Source organism: Ketogulonicigenium robustum, assembly GCF_002117445.1.
Lineage (GTDB): Bacteria > Pseudomonadota > Alphaproteobacteria > Rhodobacterales > Rhodobacteraceae > Ketogulonicigenium > Ketogulonicigenium robustum.
Genome location: NZ_CP019937.1, coordinates 2,276,459 through 2,297,318, shown reverse-complemented (window position 1 = coordinate 2,297,318; position 20,860 = coordinate 2,276,459). Strand labels below are relative to the sequence as shown.

Sequence of the window (20,860 nt, the reverse complement as noted above, 5' to 3'; positions counted from 1 at the left end):
AAGGGTTATTTTGCAATCAAAAAGTAAACAATTAGGAAATAAAATTTCCCGACAACTCTTGACGCAAGGGAGTTATAAGCGGCAGATCGGCAGGCGGCATCGGGTAATTGTCCAAGTCATTGATGCCGGCCCATTCTATCGCCTGCCCCTCGCGGCCCTGCGGGGTGCCATCCCATTTGCGGCAAGCGTAAAGGGGCATCAGTAGGTGGAAGTCGGGATAAGAATGGCTGGCGAAGGCCAGCGGTGTCAGGGCATCGGGGGTGGCGCGGATGCCCAGCTCCTCCTCCATCTCGCGAATCAGCGCTTGTTCGGGCGACTCGCCAGCCTCCAGCTTGCCACCGGGGAATTCCCACAGGCCTGCCAGCGATTTGCCGGCGGGGCGCTGCGCGAGTAGAACACGCTGGTCGCGGATAAGCGCGACGGCGGCCACCAGAACAAGCTTCACGAGCGGTAGTCCGCGTTGATGTCGATATAGCCGTGCGTCAGATCGCAGGTCCACACCGTTGCGGTGCCCTCGCCAAGGCCCAGATCGACGCCGATCACCAGCTCGGGGTTTTTCATGTAAGCCGAGGTTTCGTCCTCGGAATAGGCGGGGTCGCGGTATCCTTCGCGGGCGACCCAGATGTCGCCAAAGCGGATTGCAAGCCGGTCGCGGTCGGCCGCAGCGCCCGATTTGCCGACAGCCATCACAACGCGGCCCCAGTTCGCATCCTCGCCCGCGACGGCGGTTTTCACGAGGGGCGAGTTAGCAATCGACATGGCGACTTTCCGCGCATCGGCGGCATCGGCAGCCCCGCTGACCTGCACTTCGATAAATTTCGTCGCGCCTTCGCCGTCGCGCACCACTTGCAGTGCCAGATCGCGCATCACGTCGGTCAGGGCGGTGGCAAAGGCGTCGTTTCCGGCCACCTGCACGCCGCTGGCACCAGTCGCTGCAACCAAAACGGTGTCGGATGTCGATGTGTCGCTATCAACTGTGATGCAGTTGAACGTGCCATCGGCCGAGCCTGAAACCATGGCCTGCAGGCTGGCGTGGTCGATCAGGGCGTCGGTAAAGATATAGACCAGCATGGTCGCCATATCGGGGGCGATCATGCCCGACCCCTTGGCGATGCCTGCGATGGTCACGGTTTTGCCGCCGACATTCACCGTGGCGCTGGCGCCTTTGGGGAAGGTGTCGGTCGTCATGATGGCGCGGGCGGCGGTATCAATTGCATCGGCGCGCAGCCCGTCTTTCAGATCGGCCAGCGCGGCCAAGATCCGCTCGTGCGGCAGCGGCTCGCCAATCACGCCGGTTGATGACGTAAAGACGCGCTCGGGGGCGATCCCCAGAATTTCGGCGGTTGCCGCCGAGATGGCGGCAACCGATGTGGCCCCGATTTTGCCGGTAAAGGCGTTCGAGTTGCCCGAGTTTACAAGGATGGCCGCCGCGCCCGTTGCAGGCAGGCCGTTTTTGGCCTGACAATCCAACACCGCCGCCGAACGCGTCGCCGAGCGGGTGAAGACGCCCGCAACCACACTGCCCGCGTCCAGCACGGCCAGCATGACATCGGTGCGCCCCTTGTAGCGCACGCCGGCCTCGGCCGTGGCAAAACGCACCCCCGCAATCGCGGGAAGGCTGGGGAAGGCGGCAGGGGCGAGGGGCGAGACGGCCATCGGTGTTATTCCTGATTCAGCAGATCAAGGTTCAAAAGTGCAGTCGGGTCGTAAGTCGACAGGTCGGTGCGGGTGACCGTGCCTTTGGCTTCAAGATCCGTCAATATTTCCATCAGCTTATCTTGGCGAACGGTATTTTCCAGATCGGCGCGGATTTCGTCGATTTTCGGCAGCGATTGCGGGCGCTGTTCGTGCACTTCGATCACGTGGAAGCCGAATTGCGATTCGACAGGCTCGGATACGACGTCGAACTTGCCTTCTTCACCCAGCGCGACCACGCCGTTGGCAAAGGGCTCGACCATCATGTCGGGGGCGAACCAGCCCAGCTCGCCGCCATTGGCGCCCGAACCGGTGTCCAGTGACACTTCCTTGGCGACATCGGCAAACGCTTCGCCGGCGTTCAGACGGGCGATGACGGCGTCGGCCTCGTCCTTGGTGGCGACCAAGATGTGGGCGGCGCTGTATTCGTTGCCGGGAGTGACGCCCTCGAAGGCCTTGTCATAGGCGGCTTGCAGGGATTCGTCGGTGACAGCATCGGCCAGCAGGCCTTGGACGGCCTCGTACGACAGCATCTCGCGGCGTTCGTTGGACAGGGCCATTTCAACGCGGGCGGGCACGTCGGTCACTTGTTCGGCCAGCAGTTGTTGCTGCACCATCTGGTCGATCAGGCTGGGAAGCAGTACGTCGGCGGGCAGTTGGCGATATTGCTGGGGCAGGCCCGAATAGGCCAGCAGCAGTTCGCCCAAAGTGATGTCACTGCCGTTCACGCTGGCGATAACCGTGTCGCGCGTCGGGGCATCTTGTGCCAACGCGGGCGCAAGGGCGAGCAAAGAGAGCGAGAGCCCCAAGGCTACGCCGCGGCTAGCGGCAAGCAGGTTACGTCTGGCCATTAAAATCTTCCTTGTTCGGTCGCCAATCTGCGGCGACGTTGACACTAAGACACCAGCCCCTTACATCCCCAGCGGGCTTTGGTGGCCGTTGGACCGCCTATTTCAGGCCTTCCGGCGCCTTATTACGCCTTGGGCGCGGACACGACAAGCATCGCGGCCCTCACAGTCGGATGAACACGTAGGCGCGGACAAGCAGTCGGGGACGACGGAATATGCTGGGATTTGAAACGCTGACACGAAAGATTTTCGGGTCGGCAAATGACAGGAAGGTCAAGGCTACCCGTAGCCTGATCGCCAAGATCAACGCACTCGAGCCGCAGTTCCAATCGCTTGACGATGCTGGACTGAAGGCAAAAACGGAAGAATTCCGCACGCGCTACGCCGGTGGCGAGACCTTGGACGATTTGTTGCCCGAGGCCTTCGCGAACTGCCGCGAGGCTGCGCGCCGCACGTTGGGCCTGCGCGCCTTTGACGTGCAACTGATGGCTGGTGTGTTCTTGCACCAGGGCAACATCGCCGAAATGAAAACGGGCGAGGGCAAGACGCTGATGGCGACTTTCCCCGCGTATCTGAACGCGATCCCCGCCAAGGGCGTCCACGTTGTGACGGTGAACGACTATCTGGCCAAGCGCGACGCGGGCATCATGGCGCGCGTCTACAGCGCACTAGGGATGACCACATCGGTCGTCTACCCCCAGCAGCCCGAGGACGAGAAGAAAGCCGCCTACGCAGCCGACATCACCTACGCCACCAATAACGAGCTGGGCTTCGATTACCTGCGCGACAACATGAAGGGCGATCTGGCACAGATGAACCAGCGCCCGCATTTCTACGCGATTGTCGACGAAGTGGACTCGATCCTGATCGATGAAGCGCGCACGCCGCTGATCATCTCGGGGCCCGCGCAAGACCGGTCCGAGCTGTATATCGCCATCGACAAGGTCATCCCCGAGCTTGTCCCCGAGCATTACACCGTCGATGAAAAGGCGCGCAACGTCACGCTGACCGACGAGGGGAACGAATACCTTGAACAGCGCCTGCACGCGCTGGAAATTCTGCCGGCCGAGCAGTCGCTGTACGACCCGGCCAGCACGACAATCGTCCACCACGTGAACCAAGCCCTGCGCGCGCACATTCTGTATCAGCGCGACAAGGATTATATCGTCCGCAACGACGAAATCGTGCTGATCGACGAATTCACCGGCCGTATGATGGTTGGCCGCCGCCTGTCCGAAGGGCTGCACCAAGCTATCGAAGCCAAAGAAGGCGTCAAAATCCAGCCCGAGAACGTGACGCTGGCGCAGGTAACGTTCCAGAACTACTTCCGCCTTTACAAAAAGCTGGCCGGTATGACTGGTACAGCGTTGACCGAGGCTGAAGAATTCGCCGAGATTTACGGCCTTGGCGTTGTCGAGGTTCCCACGAACCGGCCGATCGCACGCAAGGATGAACACGACCAAGTCTACCGCACCACGCGCGAGAAATTCGAAGGTGTTGTCAAAGAGATCGAGGCCGCCCATGCCAAGGGCCAGCCGATTCTGGTCGGCACGACCTCGATCGAAAAGTCCGAGATGCTGTCGAACCTGCTGAACAAGGCCGGTATCGCGCATAATGTGCTGAACGCCCGCCAACACGAGCAAGAAGCCCATATCATCGCCGACGCGGGCCGACTGGGCGCGGTCACCATCGCCACCAACATGGCCGGTCGCGGGACCGACATTCAGCTGGGCGGCAACGTCGATATGAAGGTGCTCGAGGCGGTTGCGGCCGATCCGAACGCCGACCCCGACGCGCTGCGTGCCCAGATCGAGGCCGAGCACGCCGAAGAAAAGCAGAAGGTGAAAGAGGCGGGCGGCCTGTTCGTTCTGGCCACAGAACGCCATGAATCGCGCCGGATCGACAACCAGTTGCGCGGCCGTTCGGGCCGTCAGGGCGACCCGGGCCGGTCCAGCTTCTTCCTGTCGCTGGAAGACGACCTGATGCGGATTTTCGGGTCCGAGCGTCTGGATTCCGTTCTGTCCAAGCTGGGCATGAAGGAAGGCGAGGCTATCGTTCACCCGTGGGTGAACAAGTCGCTGGAGCGCGCGCAAGCCAAGGTCGAGGGCCGCAACTTCGACGTGCGCAAGCAGCTGCTGAAGTTTGACGACGTGATGAACGATCAGCGTAAGGTGATCTTCAGCCAGCGCCGCGAGATCATGGAAGCGCAGGATCTGTCGGCGATTGTCGGCGATATGCGCGAACAGGCGATCGAGGATCTGGTCGGGCAGTACATGCCCTACGGCACCTATTCTGACCAGTGGGACGTCGAGGGGCTGAAAGCCGCCGTCGCCGAGCAGTTGGTTTTGGAAGAGCCGCTGGATGCATGGCTGGCCGAGGAAAACATCGACCCCGAGATTGTCCGCGACCGTCTGATCGAATCGGCGGCCAAGCGCGCTGCCGCGCAGGTCGAGGCCTTCGGCGCCGATACGTGGCGGTCGGTCGAAAAGCAGATGCTGCTGCAGGTCATCGACGCGAAGTGGCGCGAGCACCTGCTGCGGCTGGAGCACCTGCGTTCGGTCGTCGGCTTCCGTGGCTATGCGCAACGCGACCCGCTGAACGAATACAAGAACGAAAGCTTCCAACTGTTCGAAGAACTGCTGGAATCGCTGCGGGCCGAGGTATCGACCAAGCTGGCGCAAATCCGCCCGATCTCGCGCGAGCAGCAAGAAGCGTTGATGAACCAGATGCTGGAGCAACAGCGCCAGCGTATGGCCGCCGAAGCTGCCGCACGCGCCCCGCAAGCGCCCACCCCGTCGCCGTCGCCCGCGGCACCGCAAGTATCGGTGCGGCCTGTCGGCTTGCCGGGTGGGTCGACCCCCGTTGCCGCACCCGCAGCCCCCGCTGCACCGCCCGCCGAACCCACTGGCCCGCGTCCGGGGTTTGACGAGAATGACCGCAGCACGTGGGGCAACCCCTCGCGCAACGACCCGTGCCCTTGCGGGTCGGGCAAGCGGTTCAAAAACTGCCACGGGGCGCATTAATGCGCCCAGCGGGCATCGCCCTTGCAGCGCTTGTGGCGTTGCCCGCACCCTTCGCCGCCGCGCAAACGGCGGCGGATAGCTGCGCCGTTTCCTTCACCGCCGAAGACGCCGATGCGGGTCTGGTGCGCGCGGTGCTGGATGCACCTTGCGCAGCCGGAACCACGGTCACCCTTTTTCACGATGCGCTGACCTTTCAGGCGAAGCTGGACGACGTAGGGCACTTAACCGCCCTGCTACCCGCCCTATCGCCCGAGGCCTTGCTGATGGCCAGCCTGGCCGATGGCACCAGCGCCGCCGCTGTCGCGCCTGTCGCAGCGGGGCCTGCCCGCACGATCTTGATCGGTGACACCATGACGCCTGCGATGGTGAAGGTGGATGATGCGACGCAGCTGGGGCCTGATGCCATGTTCTGGGCGGGCCAGCGCACGCTGACCGTGCAGCTTGACCCCGCCGATTGCGGCAAGACCCTGACGGCCACGGTGATCAGCGTTGATAGTGCACTGCACAGCCGCGTCCTGCCGCTGGACCTTGCGCTGCCCGCGTGTCCGGTGCCCGGCCCATTGCTGGCGACGCTGATACTTGGCGACTAAAGCAGACCTTCGGATCTGAAGCTGATCTCGCGCTGGCGCCCGATGATCAGGTGGTCGTGCAGGACCAACCCCAACACTTTCAACCCCTCGTCGATCTGCCGCGTCACCGCAATATCTTGCGGCGATGGTGTCGGGTCGCCCGAGGGGTGGTTGTGCACCAAAATCAGCGCCGAGGCGTTCAATTCCAGCGCGCGCTTGACGACCTCGCGCGGGTAGACGGGCACATGGTCGACCGTGCCGCGCGCTTGCGCCTCGTCGGCGATGAGGATGTTTTTGCGGTCGAGGAAGAGAATGCGGAACTGCTCGACCTCGCGGTGCGCCATGACGGTGTGGCAGTAATCCAGCAGCGCATCCCAGCCCGACAGCACGGGCCGCTGTAAAACGCGGGCGCGCGCCAGCCGGTGGGCGGCCGCCTCGACCACCTTCAGTTCGGTAACGACGGCGGGGCCGACGCCTTCGACCTGCGCCAGACGCGGGGCAGGGGCGGAAAGGACGGCGTTGAAATCGCCGAACTGGTCCAGCAGGCGGCGGGCCAGCGGTTTCACATCTTGGCGGGGAATGGCGCGGAACAAGACCAGTTCCAGCAGTTCATAGTCGGGAAGTGCGTCGGCCCCGCCACCCATAAAGCGGTCGCGCAGGCGCGCGCGGTGGTCGCGGATATAGCTGGGGGCTTTGCCGGTATCTGGCGGCGGCGTGGCCTCGTCCTCAGCCGGTGATGTGTCGGCTGCGGCTGCAGGGGCAAAGCGGAAGAGCGAGTCCTGAAATCCCGTCATGTCTTAAGTTTTCATCAGAAATCGTGAAGATTGGGTTAATTATCACGAAAAGCTGATCGCTCGCCTTGTGGCACCGCTGCCCAGAACCTATCTCGCGACCAAAGTGTCAGCGTGGATATGAGTGAAATGGACGTCGCCTTACGGTATTTTAAATGGCCCTTCATCGTTACGGCATTGGGCCTCGCCCTGTCGTTCTGGTTGGGGTGGAATTCGGGCGCGGGCGGTTTTCCCCATGCGATGAGCTTCCTGTTCGTCGGGTTCGTGCTGGCCATCCTCGAGATTTCGCTGTCGTTCGACAATGCGATCGTGAACGCGAACAAGCTGAAGGACATGACGCCTGAATGGCAGCGCCGCTTCCTGACGTGGGGCATTCTGATCGCCGTCTTTGGGATGCGCGTGGTGTTCCCGCTGCTGATCGTAGTGATCGCGGCGCGCATCGGCCCGATCGAGGCGATCCGCTTGGCCGCCACCGACGAGGCGCGCTATGCCGCCATCATCAACGACGCGCATGTGTCGATTGCCGCTTTTGGTGGCGCTTTCTTGATGATGGTCGCGCTGAAGTTCTTTCTGAACGAAGAAAAAGACGTGCATTGGGTGCCAGGTTTCGAGGCTTGGCTGCACCGCATGGCGGGCGTGCGCGGTATCGAAGTGGCTGTCGTGCTGGTGTTGATCTTGGTGTTCAGCAACTTCGTTCCGGCAACCGAGAAAGAGACCTTCCTGACCGCCGCCGTGTCGGGTCTGGTGACCTTCCTTGTGGTCGAGCTGATCGGCCATGGGCTGGACGAAAAGCAGGCCGCCATGAGCACTGCTGCCAAGGGCGGCTTCGGCGCGTTTCTGTACCTTGAAGTGCTAGACGCCAGCTTCAGCTTCGATGGTGTTATCGGGGCCTTTGCGCTGACGCAAAACCTGTTCCTGATCGCCATCGGTCTGGGGATCGGTGCCATGTACGTGCGTTCGATGACGATCATGCTGGTCGAGCGTCAGACGCTGACCCAGTTCCGCTACCTTGAACACGGGGCGTTCTATTCGATCCTGACGTTGGCGGTCATCATGTTCGTGCAGACCCTGCACGTCGAGGTGCCCGAGGTGGTCACGGGCCTTTTGGGCGCGGCGTTTATCGGCACGGCGCTCTGGGCCTCTATTAAGTTCAACCGCGCAGCGCGGTAAAATCAAAAGCCCGGGCACCAACGGTGTCCGGGCTTTTTGTTAGCGCGTTGCCCCCCAGCTGAGGGAGGCATTTCGGCGGGCGTAGGACTCGCCCATGAAACCGATCATCAGCAGAGCAACCCCAACCCACAGCGGGTATTCCCAGTTTGAATTGCGCGGCACGTAGTTCACGAAGACGAACCCGCGACACTGGTCGATGATGTGGAAAAGCGGGTTCCACAAAAACAGCGGCAGCGCAAAAGCCGGCAGCGAGTTGCCAAGGAACATCTTGCCGCTGGCGATCATGTTCACGCGCGAATAGGCATTCGTCGCCATGGTGCTGAAATTGGGAAACCATACTTTCAGCGCATAAAACACCATGCCGACCCCAACGCCCGTGAACCAAGCCAGCAGCAGCATTGCTACGGCCCCGACGGGGTTGTCGATGGTCACCGGTGTGACGATGGCGTGATACATGAACAATACCACAGCCAGTGAGAGCACTTGCAGATACAGCGCCGAAATAGCGGCCGCCGCTATGACGATCAGCGTGTTCAGTGGGCGGTGGAGCGCCATTGGAGATGTCGGTCCCATTGCTCCACTGACGGCTCCCATCGCCTTGACATGTGTAAAGAAGATGAAAATTCCCGACAGCAGATACAGAATAAAATCGCCCGGCAGCCAGCCGCTTTTCATGTTCAGGACCGACATCATCACGTAGAATCCCGCCAGCATCATCAGCGTTTGGGCGATGTTCAGCAGCAGGGCGATGACGGGGTTGCGGTGGGTTTTGCGGACGTTGTTCACCGTCTGGTGATAGGTCAGCAGCAGCATGCTCCAGACCGTGTGTGTCGTCGCGCCGCGACCTGCTCTGTTTTGCATCTGTTGTATCCTCCTCCTTGGGGGGATGGCGCATCGGCGTGTTTTGCCGCAATTTAGTGCGGATACGTGTCTATTCCTTGCCGAGCGATGTATAAACCAGCATAATTGTTCAAATACATTCAGGCAACACTGGGGGCACGACGTGAACTTTGATCTGCTGACGCAAACGATGCGCAGCCTTGCCCTTGAGGCTGGTGCCGAGATTTTACGCATTTACGAGGGCGACGATCTGGGTGTCACCCAAAAAGCAGATGAAAGCCCCGTAACACTGGCCGACGAGGCTGCGGACAAGCTGATTTCGGCGGGTCTGCGGGCCGCATTCCCCGATGTTGCTCTGGTGACCGAGGAGCAGGCCGATAGCCACGCGCAGGCCGTCAACACGTTCCTGATCGTCGACCCGCTGGACGGCACGAAGGAATTTATCCAGCGCCGTGGCGATTTCACGGTGAACATAGCCTATGTCGTCGATGGCGAACCGGTGCGCGGTGTTGTCTACGCCCCCGCCAAGGGCCGTTTGTTCTACACCCGCGCCGACGGCGTGTCGGTCGAGGAAATCGGCCCCTTCGGCGAGGCCGCGGGCCCGACGCAGGTGTTGCAGGTGTCGTCTGCCGATAATGCGGGACTGATGGTCGTTGCCTCGAAATCGCATCGCGATCAGGCAACCGACGACTACATTTCGAAATACGCCGTGCGTGACATGACAAGCGCCGGATCGTCGCTGAAGTTCTGTCTGGTCGCCACCGGCGAGGCCGACCTCTACCCGCGTCTGGGACGGACGATGGAATGGGATACCGCGGCGGGCGATGCCGTACTGCGCGGGGCCGGCGGTGTGACGGTGCGTTTTGATGATCACCAACCGCTGCGCTACGGCAAAGCGGGCTTCGAAAACCCCTTCTTTATTGCGACCGCACCCAGCGTCGATTTGAAAGCCTGATTTTACATGTCTGTTTTGGTGGTTATTCCCGCCCGCTTTGCATCCACCCGCTACCCCGGAAAGCCGCTTGTTGCGCTGAAAGGCGCCGACGGCAGCCAAAAGACGCTGATTGAGCGGTCTTGGTTGGCGGCAAAGGCGGCTGGCGGTGTTGACCGCGTCGTCGTGGCCACCGATGATACACGCATCCGTGATGTTGCACAGGGCTTCGGGGCCGAAGTGGTAATGACTTCCTCAGACTGCCGGAATGGGACCGAGCGCTGCGCCGAGGCTTTGGCCGCGCTGGGGGACAATTACGATATCGTCGTGAACCTGCAGGGCGACGCACCGCTGACGCCCGCATGGTTTGTCGAGGAGTTGGTTGCGGGCCTGCGCGCCGCGCCGCAATTCGATGTAGCAACCCCCGTTCTGCGGACGCATGGCGCAGCGCTGAACGGCTTTCTGGAAGATCGCCGCGCGGGCCGTGTGGGCGGCACTACTGCCGTTTTCGCCGCCGACAAGCGCGCGCTCTATTTCTCGAAAGAGGTTATCCCCTATCGGGGCAAAACCTACGGCGACGATGACGAAACACCGGTTTTCCACCATGTCGGTGTCTATGCTTACCGTCCGGCCGCGCTCGCACGCTATGTCGCGGCTCAGCCCTCGATCCTCGAGGAGTTGGAGGGGCTGGAGCAACTGCGTTTTCTCGACATCGGGGCCCCTGTGCTCTGCGTCGAGGTAGAGGCCCGCGGGCGCGCGTTTTGGGAGTTGAACAACCCCGAGGACGTGCCGCGGATTGAAACAATGCTGTTTCAGATGGGTGTTAACTAAACCCCGCTTGTTCCGCGGTGCGGCCCGCACCGAACAGCTGATCTTTTAACCCCGACACCTGATGCAGGCGTCAAAGATTGCGAATGAGAGAGAGATTTTCCTATGCGGAAAGTACGTAAGGCGGTTTTCCCTGTTGCGGGTTTGGGTACGCGTTTTCTGCCTGCCACCAAGGCTGTCCCGAAAGAGGTTCTGACGCTGGTTGACCGCCCGCTGATCCAATACGCGATCGACGAGGCGCGCGAGGCTGGGATTACCGACTTCATCTTCGTGACCGCACGCGGCAAATCCGCGCTCGAAAATTACTTCGACCACAATCCCGAGCTGGAACAGACCCTGCGTGATGCAGGCAAAACCAAGCTGCTTGACGCGCTGGCCCCCAGCAACATGGACAGCGGCGCGATTGCCTATGTGCGCCAGCACAAGGCATTGGGCTTGGGTCATGCGGTGTCTTGCGCGTCCAAGCTGATCGGGGACGAGCCGTTCGCCGTTATCCTGCCCGATGATGTGATTGCCGCACAGCCCTCGTGCCTTGCCCAGATGGTCGAGGCCTATGCCGAAGTTGGCAACGAAGGCTCGATGGTTGCGACGATGGAAGTGCCGGACACGATGATTTCCTCGTACGGGGTGCTTGATGTGAAGGCCGGCGAAGGGCGTCTGGTTGAAGCACAGGGTATGGTTGAAAAGCCCAAGCTTGGCACGCAGCCGTCGAACCTGGCTGTGATCGGCCGCTACATCCTGTCGCCGCGCGTGATGCGCAACATCGCCGACATCAAACCCGGCGCGGGTGGCGAGTTGCAGTTGACCGACGCCATCGCAGCTGAATTCGAAAAAGGCGGCAAGGTCTTCGGTTACCGCTTTGACGGGCAGCGTTTCGACTGCGGCTCGAAGGCGGGCTTCCTGCAGGCGACCGTCCACTTCGGCCTGTCTCACCCCGAGCTGCGTGACGAGTTGGGCGACTATCTGCGCCATGTCGTGGCGGATGAATTGGGTGGCACGCGCTAAGGCGGGCCCATGGCAGCGGCTGCGCGCGCGCTACGCCGCAGCCGACCAAAAGGTGCGTTTGGATCTGCGCCGCAGGCGACTGCTGCGCAGATCTTTTGCATCTAAAGGCGCGCTGACGCCGGTTGTCGACCGCACGGCAGATATCGGCGCCGATGCGATACTGGCGGTGGTGGTGCTGCGCAACGAGATGGCGCGGCTGCCTTATTTCCTGCAGCACTACCGCAGTTTGGGCGTCACCCATTTTCTATGTGTCGATAACGGGTCTGATGACGGCTCTGCCGCGTATCTGGCGGCGCAGCCGGATGTGTCAGTATGGACGACGCAGGCGGCCTATCGCGCGGCGCGCTTCGGGTTGGATTGGGCGACGTGCTTGCTGGCGCGGTTTGGGCATGACCGATGGTGCTTGACCCTCGATGTCGATGAACTGCTGATTTACCCCTATCACGAAACGCGCGATTTGTATGCGCTGACCCAGTGGTTGGATGGACAGGGACTGGACAGGCTGCCGGCAATGATGCTGGATCTTTACCCCCGTGGCCCCGTCGGCGCAGCGCCTGCAGGGGGCGACCCGCTCGCACATTTGCAGTGGTTCGACGCCGGAAATTACACGATCACCATCCAAGATCGTATGAAAAACCTGTGGATTCAGGGCGGCGTACGCAGCCGCGTGTTTTTTGCCGACGATCCGCGCAAGGGCCCGACCCTGACCAAGGTTCCGCTGATCCGCTGGCGGCGCGATTATGTTTACGTCAATTCCACCCACTCCGCGCTGCCCGCACGGCTGAACCATTTTTACGCGCCTGATGGCGGCGAGATGCCTTCGGGGCTGCTGATGCACACCAAATTCCTCGATACGATCGTCGCAAAATCGCAAGAAGAGCTGGCCCGTGGGCAACATTTCGCGCGTCCCACACAATACCGTGATTATCATACGGCCTTGGCGCAAAATCCCACATTATGGTGCGAGGCGTCCGTCCGTCTGCAAGGATGGCGTCAGCTAGAGGCACTGGGTCTTTTATCGCGCGGTGGCTGGATTTGAGGCCTCGCCTTTAAGGTAAAACCAAGCCACAATAGTAGCAGATAAATTAAGAATGTCATGACCTCCGGAACGTGTAACCTTGCCTGTCCTTGATAAGTGGCGCTTGCGAAACCAGCGGCTTTTGGGCCTGCTGCGGGCACGTGTCCGCGGGCGGGACCTGAAAGCGAGCCTTGACCGCACCTCGGATATTTTGCCGGGGATGATTTTGCTGGTCACCACGCTGCGCAACGAACGCATCCGGATGCCTTATTTTCTGGACTATTACCGTAAGATGGGGGTCGGGCATTTTCTGGTGATCGACAACGGCTCGCAGGACGGGACGGTCGAATATCTGAAAGAACAGCCCGACCTGTCGCTGTGGGAAACCAAGGCCAGTTATGCGCGCGCGCACTACGGCATCGATTGGATGAATGACCTGTCGCGCCGCTATGGCACCGGCCATTGGGTGATGACGGTCGATGCCGACGAATTGCTGGTTTACCCCCATTGCGACACGCGCCCCCTTCGCGCGCTGACCGACTGGCTGGATTCGTTGGAGCTGCGGTCGTTTTCCGCGATGCTGCTGGACACCTACCCCGAGGGTCGCATCGCGGAGGCGATCTACCGCGAGGGGCAAGACCCGTTGGAGGTTGCGCCCTGGTTCGACAGTGGCAATTACATGATCACTCGCAACCCGCGTCTGAAAAACCTGTGGATTCAGGGCGGTGTGCGGGCGCGGGCGTTCTTTGACAAAAAACCAGTCTCGGCGCCTGCGTTGAACAAGATCCCGCTGGTGAAGTGGTCGGCCAATATGGTGTATGTCAGCTCGACCCATATGCTGCTGCCGCGCGGCTTGAATCTGGTTTACGATAGCTGGGGCGGGGAGAAGGCCTCGGGCGTGCTGATCCATACGAAATTCATCGGGGCGCTGCTGCCCCGCGCCGCCGAGGAGGCAGGCCGAGCCGAACACTACGGCGGCGCCGCCGAATATCAGGTTTATGCCGAGGGCTTGGGCGACGACACTACCCTGTGGTGCGATAAAAGCGTAAGGTATTTGAATTGGCGCCAGCTGGAAGTGCTGGGCCTGATGTCCAAAGGAAACTGGGCATGAGCCTCGGCGTTGTGATGCTGACCCACCGCGATTTCGACAGGGCCGCCGCATTGGTGCGGTTCTGGGTGCGTGGCGGCTGCCCCGTAGTGGTGCATGTCGACAAACGGGTGCCGCTGCATGAATACGAAGCCTTCGTCAGCGCGCTTTCCGACCTGAAAGGCCGTGTCCGTTTTGCATCGCGCCGCAAGTGTGAATGGGGCCAGTGGGGCATCGTCGATGCGACGCTGGTGGCCTCGGAACTAATGCTCGACAGTTTCCCCGAGGTCGAACGCGTGCTGCTGAGCTCGGGCTCGTGTCTGCCGCTAAGGCCTGTGGCCGAGTTGCAGGCGTTTCTGGACGAGCGGCCCGGCGTCGATTTCATCGAAAGCGCTACAACCGCCGAGGTGCCGTGGATCGTCGGCGGGTTGTCCGAGGAGCGTTTCTCGCTGGCGTTCCCGTTTTCGTGGCGCAACCAGCGGCGGCTGTTCGACATCGCCGTGGGGGCGCAGCGTTTGCTGCGGATGCAGCGCAAGGTGCCGTCCGGCGTCGTGCCGCATTTGGGCGCGCAATGGTGGTGCCTGACGCGCGCCACCTTAGATGCGATCCTGACCGACCCGCGCCGCAAGGAATTCGACCAGTATTTCCGCTTGGTCTGGATTCCCGATGAAAGCTACTTCCAGACCTTGGCCCGCCGCCATGCCAAGCAGATTCACAGCGCGTCGCTGACGCTGGCGAAGTTCGACCGGCAGGGGCGACCCGCGATCTTCTACGACGACCACCTGCAACTGCTGCGGCGGTCGAACTGCTTTATCGCGCGCAAGGCATGGCCGCGCGCGGATCTGCTATACAAGACATTTCTGGCCCCACGCCCCGCCGACCTTGAACGCGGCCTGCCTGACCCCGGCAAGATCGACCGGTTATTCGCCAACGCATCCGACCGGCGTGGGCGGGGGCGGGTCGGGCTTTATATGCAAAGCCGGTTCCCCGTCTCGTCGCGCCGCGACATTCTGACCGCCGCACCCTATGCGGTGTTCGAGGGGTTCGCCGATGTGATTGACGGGTTTGAAAGCTGGCTGCAAGACACGGTCGGGGGCCGTGTCCATGGCCATATCTTTGGCCCGAACCGCGCCGAATTCGCGGGGCACGAGAAGATCTTTGCAGGCAGCCTATCCGATAGCGCCAGCCTACGCGACTACAACCCTTCTATGTTCCTGACCAACCTGATCTGGAATACACGGGGCGAGCGTCAGATCTTTCAGTTCGGCCCTGCCGATAATCAGGCCATCACATGGCCCATCGCGAAAGACCGCAACGCCAGCATCTGTGTCGTTTCGGGGGCGTGGATCATTCCGATGTTCCGCGCAGGTGCCAACGCCGAGCGTGTGCGCACCCAAGCCGCCGAGCTGCAAAAGATCGAGGCCGAACATATTGAGGCGCTGCGGTCGGACTGGTCTAAAACTCGCGTGAGGGTGTGGACGTTGGCCGAATTCCTCAGCGATTATCGCGGGGCGATGCAGGAAGCGATGATCAATATCGGGGCAGGTCATGCCGCGCTGACATCGTTGCCGCCGCTTGTTGACCTGGCGGGCCTTGCCGAATTCCTGCAAGAGCTGAAGAATTCGGGGATGCACCCCTATTTGATGGGTGACCTGCTGCCCACCAACCGCAAGAAAAACCAAGGCTCCCCCAAGCCTTATGTGCCTAGGTAATCCATGACAAAATTTGACAGCTTCGTCGTCTTTGCCGAAATGCGCACGGGCTCGAATTTCCTTGAAACGAACCTGAACACCATTCCCGGCGTTGCGTGCTTGGGCGAGGCGTTTAACCCGCAGTTCATCGGCTACCCCGCGCGCGAGGATTTGCTGGGCGTGACCTATGCCGACCGCGTGGCCGACCCGATGGCGCTGCTGAAAAAGATCCGCAACGCGCGGGGGGGGGTGTTGCAGGGCTTTCGCTTTTTCAGCAACCACGACGCGCGCGTGCTGGATAAAATCCTGCCCGATCCCAAAGTGGCCAAGGTTATCCTGACCCGCAACCCGATCGACAGCTATATCAGCCGCAAGATCGCATCGGCGACGGGGCAGTGGAAGGTCACCAATATCACCAACGCCAAGCGCGAGGTGATCGGCTTCGACGCCGCCGAGTTTGAGGAGCATCTGCAAGCCCATCAGGCCTTTCAAGTGACGCTGATGCACGGCCTGCAGACCACGGGGCAGACCGCGTTCTATATCGATTACGACGACCTGCACGATCTGGCTGTGCTGAATGGTCTGGCCGTGTTCTTGGGGGTCGAAGGGCGCCTAGAGGCGTTGGACCAGAAGGTGAAAAAGCAAAACCCCGAGGCGGTGGCCGACAAGGTTGAAAACTTCCCCGAAATGGAAGAGGCCTTGGCGCGTCTGGACCGGTTCAACCTGTCGCGCACGCCGAATTTCGAACCGCGCCGAGGCCCTGGCGTGCCGGGGTTTGTCGCGGCGGCGCGCAGCAACCTTTTGTTTCTGCCAGTTGCGTCAGGCCCCGTGCAGGCGGTGACAGACTGGCTGGCCGCGCTGGATGGTGCGGCGCCGGAGCAGAAATTCAACTTGGGCACGTTGCGCCAGTGGAAAGCCGATCGGCCCGGTCACCGCAGCTTCACCGTGTTGCGCCACCCGCTGGCGCGCGCGCATGCGGCCTTTTGCGACAATATCTTGTGCGCCGACGGCAAGGGGTTCCGCCAAATCCGCAACCACTTGGCGCGCCACTTCGCCATGCCGATGCCCGAGGGCGGCGAAGGCCCCCATACCGACGATATCCTGCATGCCGCGGCCTTTTCGTCCTTTCTGACCTTCGTTAAGGCGAACCTGTCCAGTCAGACGGCGCTGCGGGTTGACGGTTGCTGGGCATCGCAGGTCGCCACGCTGCAGGGTTTCGCCCAATTCGCGACGCCAGACGCTGTCCTGCGCGAGGATGAGCTGCCCGAGGGGCTTGCCTTGCTTGCTGCGCAAGTTGGCCGCGATGATTTGCCCGAGTTACCCTTTCCCACCGACCCCCACGCAGCACGTCTGGTGCGGATCTACTCGCCCAGCCTTGAGGCGCAGGCGCGCGAGGCCTACGCGCGTGATTACATGGCCTTCGGCTTTGGCGATTGGCGTCCCAGCGACGGGGTGTGAACGGTTACATTCACACTGGCGTCATCGGGGAATGACGTATATTCGGATGGCACCTCTGTGTTATCGGACCCGCCCGTTGGTGGCTGCTGCCCTTGCTGTGGGTTAGGTATTCTGATCGGCAGAGCCCCACCTTTTGCGGGACACCACCGAGATGACAAAAGCTGAAAAGCCGTTCTGGCAGACTTTCCTGCTGTTCGTATTGCCGATGATGGCGGCGAACATGCTGCAATCGTTGCAAGGCACGATTAACAACATCTTTATCGGGCGCTTGCTGGGCACCGATGCTTTGGCCGCCGCGTCGGTGTTCTTTCCGATTATGTTCCTGTTCATCGCCTTCCTGATCGGCATGTCGGCGGGCGGCTCGGTGTTGATCGGACAGGCCTTTGGCGCGCGCGACCATGCCAAGGTCAAAGCGATTACTGGCACCATTTTGACTGTCGTTCTGATCGGCGGCGTGGTGATCGGTATTTCGACCGGCATCTACTCACGCAACCTGATGATGCTGCTAGGCACGCCCGCGAACATCCTGGATGACGCGGTACGCTTTGCGCGAGTCAGCTTCCTGTCGATGCCGGTGATGTTCCTGTTCTTCGTCTCGTCCGCTATGCTGCGCGGGGTGGGCGATACGGTGACGCCGCTTTATTCCTTGGTTTTGTCGACGATTATCGGCGCGTTCATCACGCCCGCGCTGATTCAGGGTTGGCTCGGCCTGCCGCAGCTGGGGGTCGAGGCGGCGGCCTATGCTTCGCTGATCGCCTTCACCATCTCGACCATCGCGTTGGGGTTCTATCTGCGCTGGAAACGTCACCCGATGGCCCCCGATGCCGCGCTGCTGCGCAACATGAAGCCTGACATGAAGATCCTGCTTCTGACGTTGAAGCTGGGTATTCCTACCGGCGTGCAGATGATCACCGGCGCGGTTGCGGGCATTGTGATTATCGGGCTGGTCAACGCCTTCGGCTCGAACGCGACGGCGGCGTTCGGTGCGGTGAACCAAGTTCTCAGCTATGTGCAGTTTCCGGCGATCTCGATTTCCATCGCCGCGTCGATTTTCGGCGCGCAGGCGATTGGCGCGGGGCAGGTGGATCGGTTGCACAAAGTGGCGCTGACCGCGCTGCAAATGAATATCGCGCTGACCGGCTCGCTGGTGCTTATCGTCTATCTGGCCTCGCATTGGATTGTCGGGTTGTTCGTGACGGATGCCGCGGTCGTCGCCCTCAGCCAGATGTTGCTGAACATTGTCACGTGGTCCAGCCTGCTGTTCGGCGCGGGTGCCGTGCTGGGCGGCATCATGCGCGCATCGGGCACTGTTCTGCCGCCGATGATCATCGGGATAGGCTGTATCGTCCTGCTCGAGGTGCCGCTGGCGATCTTCCTCTCGCGTGCGATCGGGATTCAGGGGATCTGGTGGGCCTATGCGGCAAACTTCAGCATGATGATGGTGCTGAATGCGCTGTATTACTGGTTCGTCTGGCGCAATAAACCGATCAAGAGGCTGGTTTAACCCGCCGCTGCCCCGGCGCGCAGCGCGGCGATATTGCGCCCGTAAACATCGGGGGCGGCCAACGAGCCGCCCTTGAACACCGCAGACCCCGCAACCAGCACGTCGGCCCCTGCGGCCACAATCGCGCCAGCGTTTTGGGGAACTACGCCGCCGTCGACTTCGATATGGATCGGGCGATCTGCGATTAGATTGCGAATGGCCGCGATTTTGGGCAGGGCAGAGGGGATAAAGCTTTGGCCGCCAAAGCCGGGGTTCACGCTCATCACGCAGATCAGGTCGATGTCATCAAGTAGCCATTCCAGCCCATCAAGGCCTGTGCCCGGGTTCAGGGCTAGGCCTGCTTTGACCCCGGCTTTGCGGATGCTTTGCAATGTGCGATGCGTATGGGGGCCGGATTCGGGGTGAATGGTGATGAAATCCGCCCCTGCCGCCACGAAATCGGCGATCCAGTCATCGGGACGGGCGACCATCAGGTGCACATCCATCACCCCGCGAATATGCGGCCGCATCGCTTTGGCTGCGACAGCGCCGAACGTCAGGTTCGGCACGAAGGCCCCGTCCATCACATCGACATGCACCCAATCGGCACCTTGTTCCTCGACGGCGCGACATTCGGCGCCAAGCGCAGCGAAGTCGGCGGATAGAATGGAGGGGGCGATCTTGAGGCGGCGGTCGAAGGTCATAGCGGTTCCTTTCGCGGGATCACGCGGCCTTGATATAGGTTTGCCGGCCTGACTTCCAGTGTGGGCTTGGCGGCGGCGCACCCCTGTGATCAAACCATGCCGAAGCCGCCAATGGAGGATCGCTTGAATACTATTCCATCTTGGAAAGACCCAGCACTGGGCCTGTTCCGTATTATCGCCGTGATCGAGGGCGTTACGACTTTGGCCCTGTTTCTGGTGGCGATGCCGTTGAAATACTGGGGTGGCAACGACGCGCTGGTTCCGCTGACGGGGCAGATCCACGGCTATGCGTTCCTGCTGTATCTGCTGGGGATGGTGATTGTTCTGCCCGGCTTGGGGTGGGGCGTTGGCGGGGTTCTGCGCACCTTTGTGTTCAGTCTGTTCCCCTTTGGCACGTTCATCAACGAGCCGTGGCTTCACCGCCGCCATGCAGCGGTGAAGGCTGCGCTTAAGCCAACTGTGTAGCTGGCGCGTCTGTCAAAATGGTGTGCAGCGTTGCCGGATCGGAATTGGACCGCAGCTTCGACAGCACATTCTGGTCGCGCATGGTGCGCGACACCAGCGCCAGTGCCTTCAGGTGGTCGACCCCCGCGTGGGCGGGGGCCAGCAATGCAAAGACCAGATCCACCGGCTGACGGTCGATCGCTTCGAAGTCCATCGGCTTTTCAAGGCGGATGAACATGCCTTGAACGCTGTCTATCCCCTCCATCCGGGCGTGCGGCAACGCAACGCCGTGGCCCACACCAGTGGGTCCCAGGCTTTCGCGTTCCAGCAGGGCTGTCACGACCTGTTCGGTATCAAGGCCGTAGCAGGCTTCTGCCAGCTCACCCAAGTCCTGAAAAAGGCGCTTTTTGGTGTTCGAGCCAACAAGCACCTTTACGGCGTTCGGCTGAAGGATGTCGCCAAGCTTCATGAGGGATCCTGTCTTGCCCGGTTGCTATAAACCGGAGTTGCGCGGGTCGATCCAGCCGATGTTACCATCATCGCGACGGTAGACCACATTCAGCCCGCCATGTTTTTCATTTTGGAACATCAGGACGGGGATATCTGCCAGTTCCATTTGCATTACCGCCTCGCCTACCGACAACGCCGGAATCTGCGCCTGCATATCCGCTACGATCGTCGGGTTGGTGTTCTCGGCCTCGTTCTCGGTTTCGTCGCTGTCCTCTATCGGCGCGAGGATATAGGCGGAACCGGCCAGAAGTTCAACCGGCTGCGGACGGGCGGCATAATGGTCCTTCAAGCGGCGCTTGGCGCGGCGCAATTGTTTGCCCATTCGTTCGGCGGCTTTGGCAAAGGCGGCGTAGATTTCGGCGTCGCGCCCGCGTGATTGTGCGATCAGGCCTGTGGACAGGTGGACGGTAACCTCGCAGGAAAATTCGTGTGCGATGCGCGAGAAGCTGACCACCGCGCTGGTCGGGCGACCGGCATATTTTGCGATGATCTCGTCCAGCTCGGTGCGCACATGCTGCTGCAGGGCATCGCCGATATCGAGTTGTTTTCCACTGATCTGGTAACGCATGGATTCCTCCTGGTTGCGCTGTCGCCGCCCTGATGGGCGGGCTGCAGGTCCTAGACGGTCCCCACAGGAAAGGGGCGTCTCTTGGGATCCTCCTTTCGGCATGGGGTTCCGTCAGGTCCATTCGGCCCCAGCCAGAATGCAAAGTCAACGATATTGGAAAAAACTGTTACAATCGGCAAAGACGGGCGGCAGGGGGT

20 protein-coding genes are annotated in these 20,860 nt (G+C 61.3%); 12 read left to right on the top strand and 8 right to left on the bottom strand.

Translation table 11 applies throughout. From position 1 onward, the window contains the following. Positions 1–31: 31 nt before the first annotated feature. From mutT to BVG79_RS11455, 3 genes are read right to left on the bottom strand one after another with little or no spacing between them, the layout of a single operon-like run. Positions 32–445 carry an 8-oxo-dGTP diphosphatase MutT gene (gene mutT, locus BVG79_RS11465; protein ID WP_085787021.1) on the bottom strand — a complete coding sequence of 138 codons (414 nt, stop codon included), beginning with the start codon at positions 443–445 and terminating at the stop codon, positions 32–34. Beyond that, positions 442–1,656, bottom strand: coding sequence for a bifunctional glutamate N-acetyltransferase/amino-acid acetyltransferase ArgJ (argJ, locus tag BVG79_RS11460; RefSeq protein ID WP_085787020.1), 1,215 nt, complete (start codon positions 1,654–1,656; stop codon positions 442–444). Before argJ ends, mutT begins: the two co-directional genes overlap by 4 nt. A 5-nt stretch (positions 1,657–1,661) precedes the next feature. Continuing rightward, positions 1,662–2,546: a peptidylprolyl isomerase gene (locus tag BVG79_RS11455; RefSeq protein WP_085787019.1), complete on the bottom strand. Its 885-nt coding sequence runs from the start codon at positions 2,544–2,546 to the stop codon at positions 1,662–1,664. Between the two features lie 212 nt (positions 2,547–2,758). Between BVG79_RS11455 and secA the strand changes: the two genes are divergently transcribed. Together secA and BVG79_RS11445 are read left to right on the top strand one after the other, a co-directional pair. After that, a complete protein-coding gene (gene secA / locus BVG79_RS11450) occupies positions 2,759–5,566 on the top strand; it encodes a preprotein translocase subunit SecA (protein WP_085787018.1) in 2,808 nt (935 codons plus the stop codon). Beyond that, positions 5,566–6,156, top strand: coding sequence for a hypothetical protein (locus BVG79_RS11445; protein ID WP_085787017.1), 591 nt, complete (start codon positions 5,566–5,568; stop codon positions 6,154–6,156). Before secA ends, BVG79_RS11445 begins: the two co-directional genes overlap by 1 nt. Here the strand turns inward: BVG79_RS11445 and radC are convergent. Next, complete coding sequence (radC, locus tag BVG79_RS11440; RefSeq protein ID WP_085787016.1) at positions 6,153–6,929, bottom strand: RadC family protein; 777 nt, start codon at positions 6,927–6,929, stop codon at positions 6,153–6,155. The genes BVG79_RS11445 and radC overlap by 4 nt on opposite strands. A gap of 126 nt (positions 6,930–7,055) precedes the next feature. Between radC and BVG79_RS11435 the strand changes: the two genes are divergently transcribed. After that, positions 7,056–8,096 carry a DUF475 domain-containing protein gene (locus BVG79_RS11435; protein WP_085787015.1) on the top strand — a complete coding sequence of 347 codons (1,041 nt, stop codon included), beginning with the start codon at positions 7,056–7,058 and terminating at the stop codon, positions 8,094–8,096. A gap of 39 nt (positions 8,097–8,135) precedes the next feature. On the opposite strand, the gene BVG79_RS11430 is transcribed toward BVG79_RS11435, so the two are convergent. After that, a complete protein-coding gene (locus BVG79_RS11430) occupies positions 8,136–8,957 on the bottom strand; it encodes an ABC transporter permease (RefSeq protein WP_085787014.1) in 822 nt (273 codons plus the stop codon). Between the two features lie 142 nt (positions 8,958–9,099). Here BVG79_RS11430 and cysQ point away from each other — a divergent pair, with 142 nt between their 5' ends. From cysQ to BVG79_RS11390, 8 genes are all read left to right on the top strand, one after another. Next, positions 9,100–9,891 carry a 3'(2'),5'-bisphosphate nucleotidase CysQ gene (cysQ, locus tag BVG79_RS11425; protein WP_085787013.1) on the top strand — a complete coding sequence of 264 codons (792 nt, stop codon included), beginning with the start codon at positions 9,100–9,102 and terminating at the stop codon, positions 9,889–9,891. A gap of 6 nt (positions 9,892–9,897) precedes the next feature. Then, positions 9,898–10,698: a 3-deoxy-manno-octulosonate cytidylyltransferase gene (kdsB, locus tag BVG79_RS11420; protein WP_085787012.1), complete on the top strand. Its 801-nt coding sequence runs from the start codon at positions 9,898–9,900 to the stop codon at positions 10,696–10,698. Between the two features lie 102 nt (positions 10,699–10,800). Beyond that, positions 10,801–11,700, top strand: coding sequence for a UTP--glucose-1-phosphate uridylyltransferase (locus BVG79_RS11415; protein WP_085787011.1), 900 nt, complete (start codon positions 10,801–10,803; stop codon positions 11,698–11,700). Then, positions 11,687–12,739 (top strand): glycosyltransferase family 2 protein, encoded by a 1,053-nt coding sequence (locus tag BVG79_RS11410; protein WP_236951361.1) that lies wholly within the window; start codon positions 11,687–11,689, stop codon positions 12,737–12,739. Before BVG79_RS11415 ends, BVG79_RS11410 begins: the two co-directional genes overlap by 14 nt. 79 nt (positions 12,740–12,818) lie before the next feature. Continuing rightward, positions 12,819–13,829 carry a glycosyltransferase family 2 protein gene (locus BVG79_RS11405; RefSeq protein ID WP_085787009.1) on the top strand — a complete coding sequence of 337 codons (1,011 nt, stop codon included), beginning with the start codon at positions 12,819–12,821 and terminating at the stop codon, positions 13,827–13,829. After that, complete coding sequence (locus tag BVG79_RS11400; protein ID WP_085787008.1) at positions 13,826–15,517, top strand: DUF5927 domain-containing protein; 1,692 nt, start codon at positions 13,826–13,828, stop codon at positions 15,515–15,517. Before BVG79_RS11405 ends, BVG79_RS11400 begins: the two co-directional genes overlap by 4 nt. A 3-nt stretch (positions 15,518–15,520) precedes the next feature. Continuing rightward, complete coding sequence (locus BVG79_RS11395; protein WP_085787007.1) at positions 15,521–16,954, top strand: nodulation protein NodH; 1,434 nt, start codon at positions 15,521–15,523, stop codon at positions 16,952–16,954. A gap of 151 nt (positions 16,955–17,105) precedes the next feature. Further along, the gene (locus BVG79_RS11390) at positions 17,106–18,458 is read left to right on the top strand and encodes an MATE family efflux transporter (RefSeq protein WP_085787006.1); all 1,353 of its coding nucleotides are present in this window, start codon (positions 17,106–17,108) and stop codon (positions 18,456–18,458) included. Here BVG79_RS11390 and rpe read toward each other — a convergent pair. Then, entirely contained in the window at positions 18,455–19,141 is a 687-nt protein-coding gene (rpe, locus tag BVG79_RS11385) for a ribulose-phosphate 3-epimerase (protein WP_085787005.1), read from the bottom strand. The two genes, BVG79_RS11390 and rpe, sit on opposite strands and share 4 nt — an antisense overlap. Positions 19,142–19,264: 123 nt before the next feature. On the opposite strand from rpe, the gene BVG79_RS11380 reads away from it, so the two are divergent. Next, positions 19,265–19,606 (top strand): DUF3817 domain-containing protein, encoded by a 342-nt coding sequence (locus BVG79_RS11380; RefSeq protein ID WP_085787376.1) that lies wholly within the window; start codon positions 19,265–19,267, stop codon positions 19,604–19,606. Here BVG79_RS11380 and BVG79_RS11375 read toward each other — a convergent pair. Continuing rightward, positions 19,590–20,054: a PTS sugar transporter subunit IIA gene (locus BVG79_RS11375; protein ID WP_085787004.1), complete on the bottom strand. Its 465-nt coding sequence runs from the start codon at positions 20,052–20,054 to the stop codon at positions 19,590–19,592. The genes BVG79_RS11380 and BVG79_RS11375 overlap by 17 nt on opposite strands. A gap of 24 nt (positions 20,055–20,078) precedes the next feature. Further along, the gene (gene hpf, locus BVG79_RS11370; protein WP_085787003.1) at positions 20,079–20,663 is read right to left on the bottom strand and encodes a ribosome hibernation-promoting factor, HPF/YfiA family; all 585 of its coding nucleotides are present in this window, start codon (positions 20,661–20,663) and stop codon (positions 20,079–20,081) included. Positions 20,664–20,860: the final 197 nt, after the last annotated feature.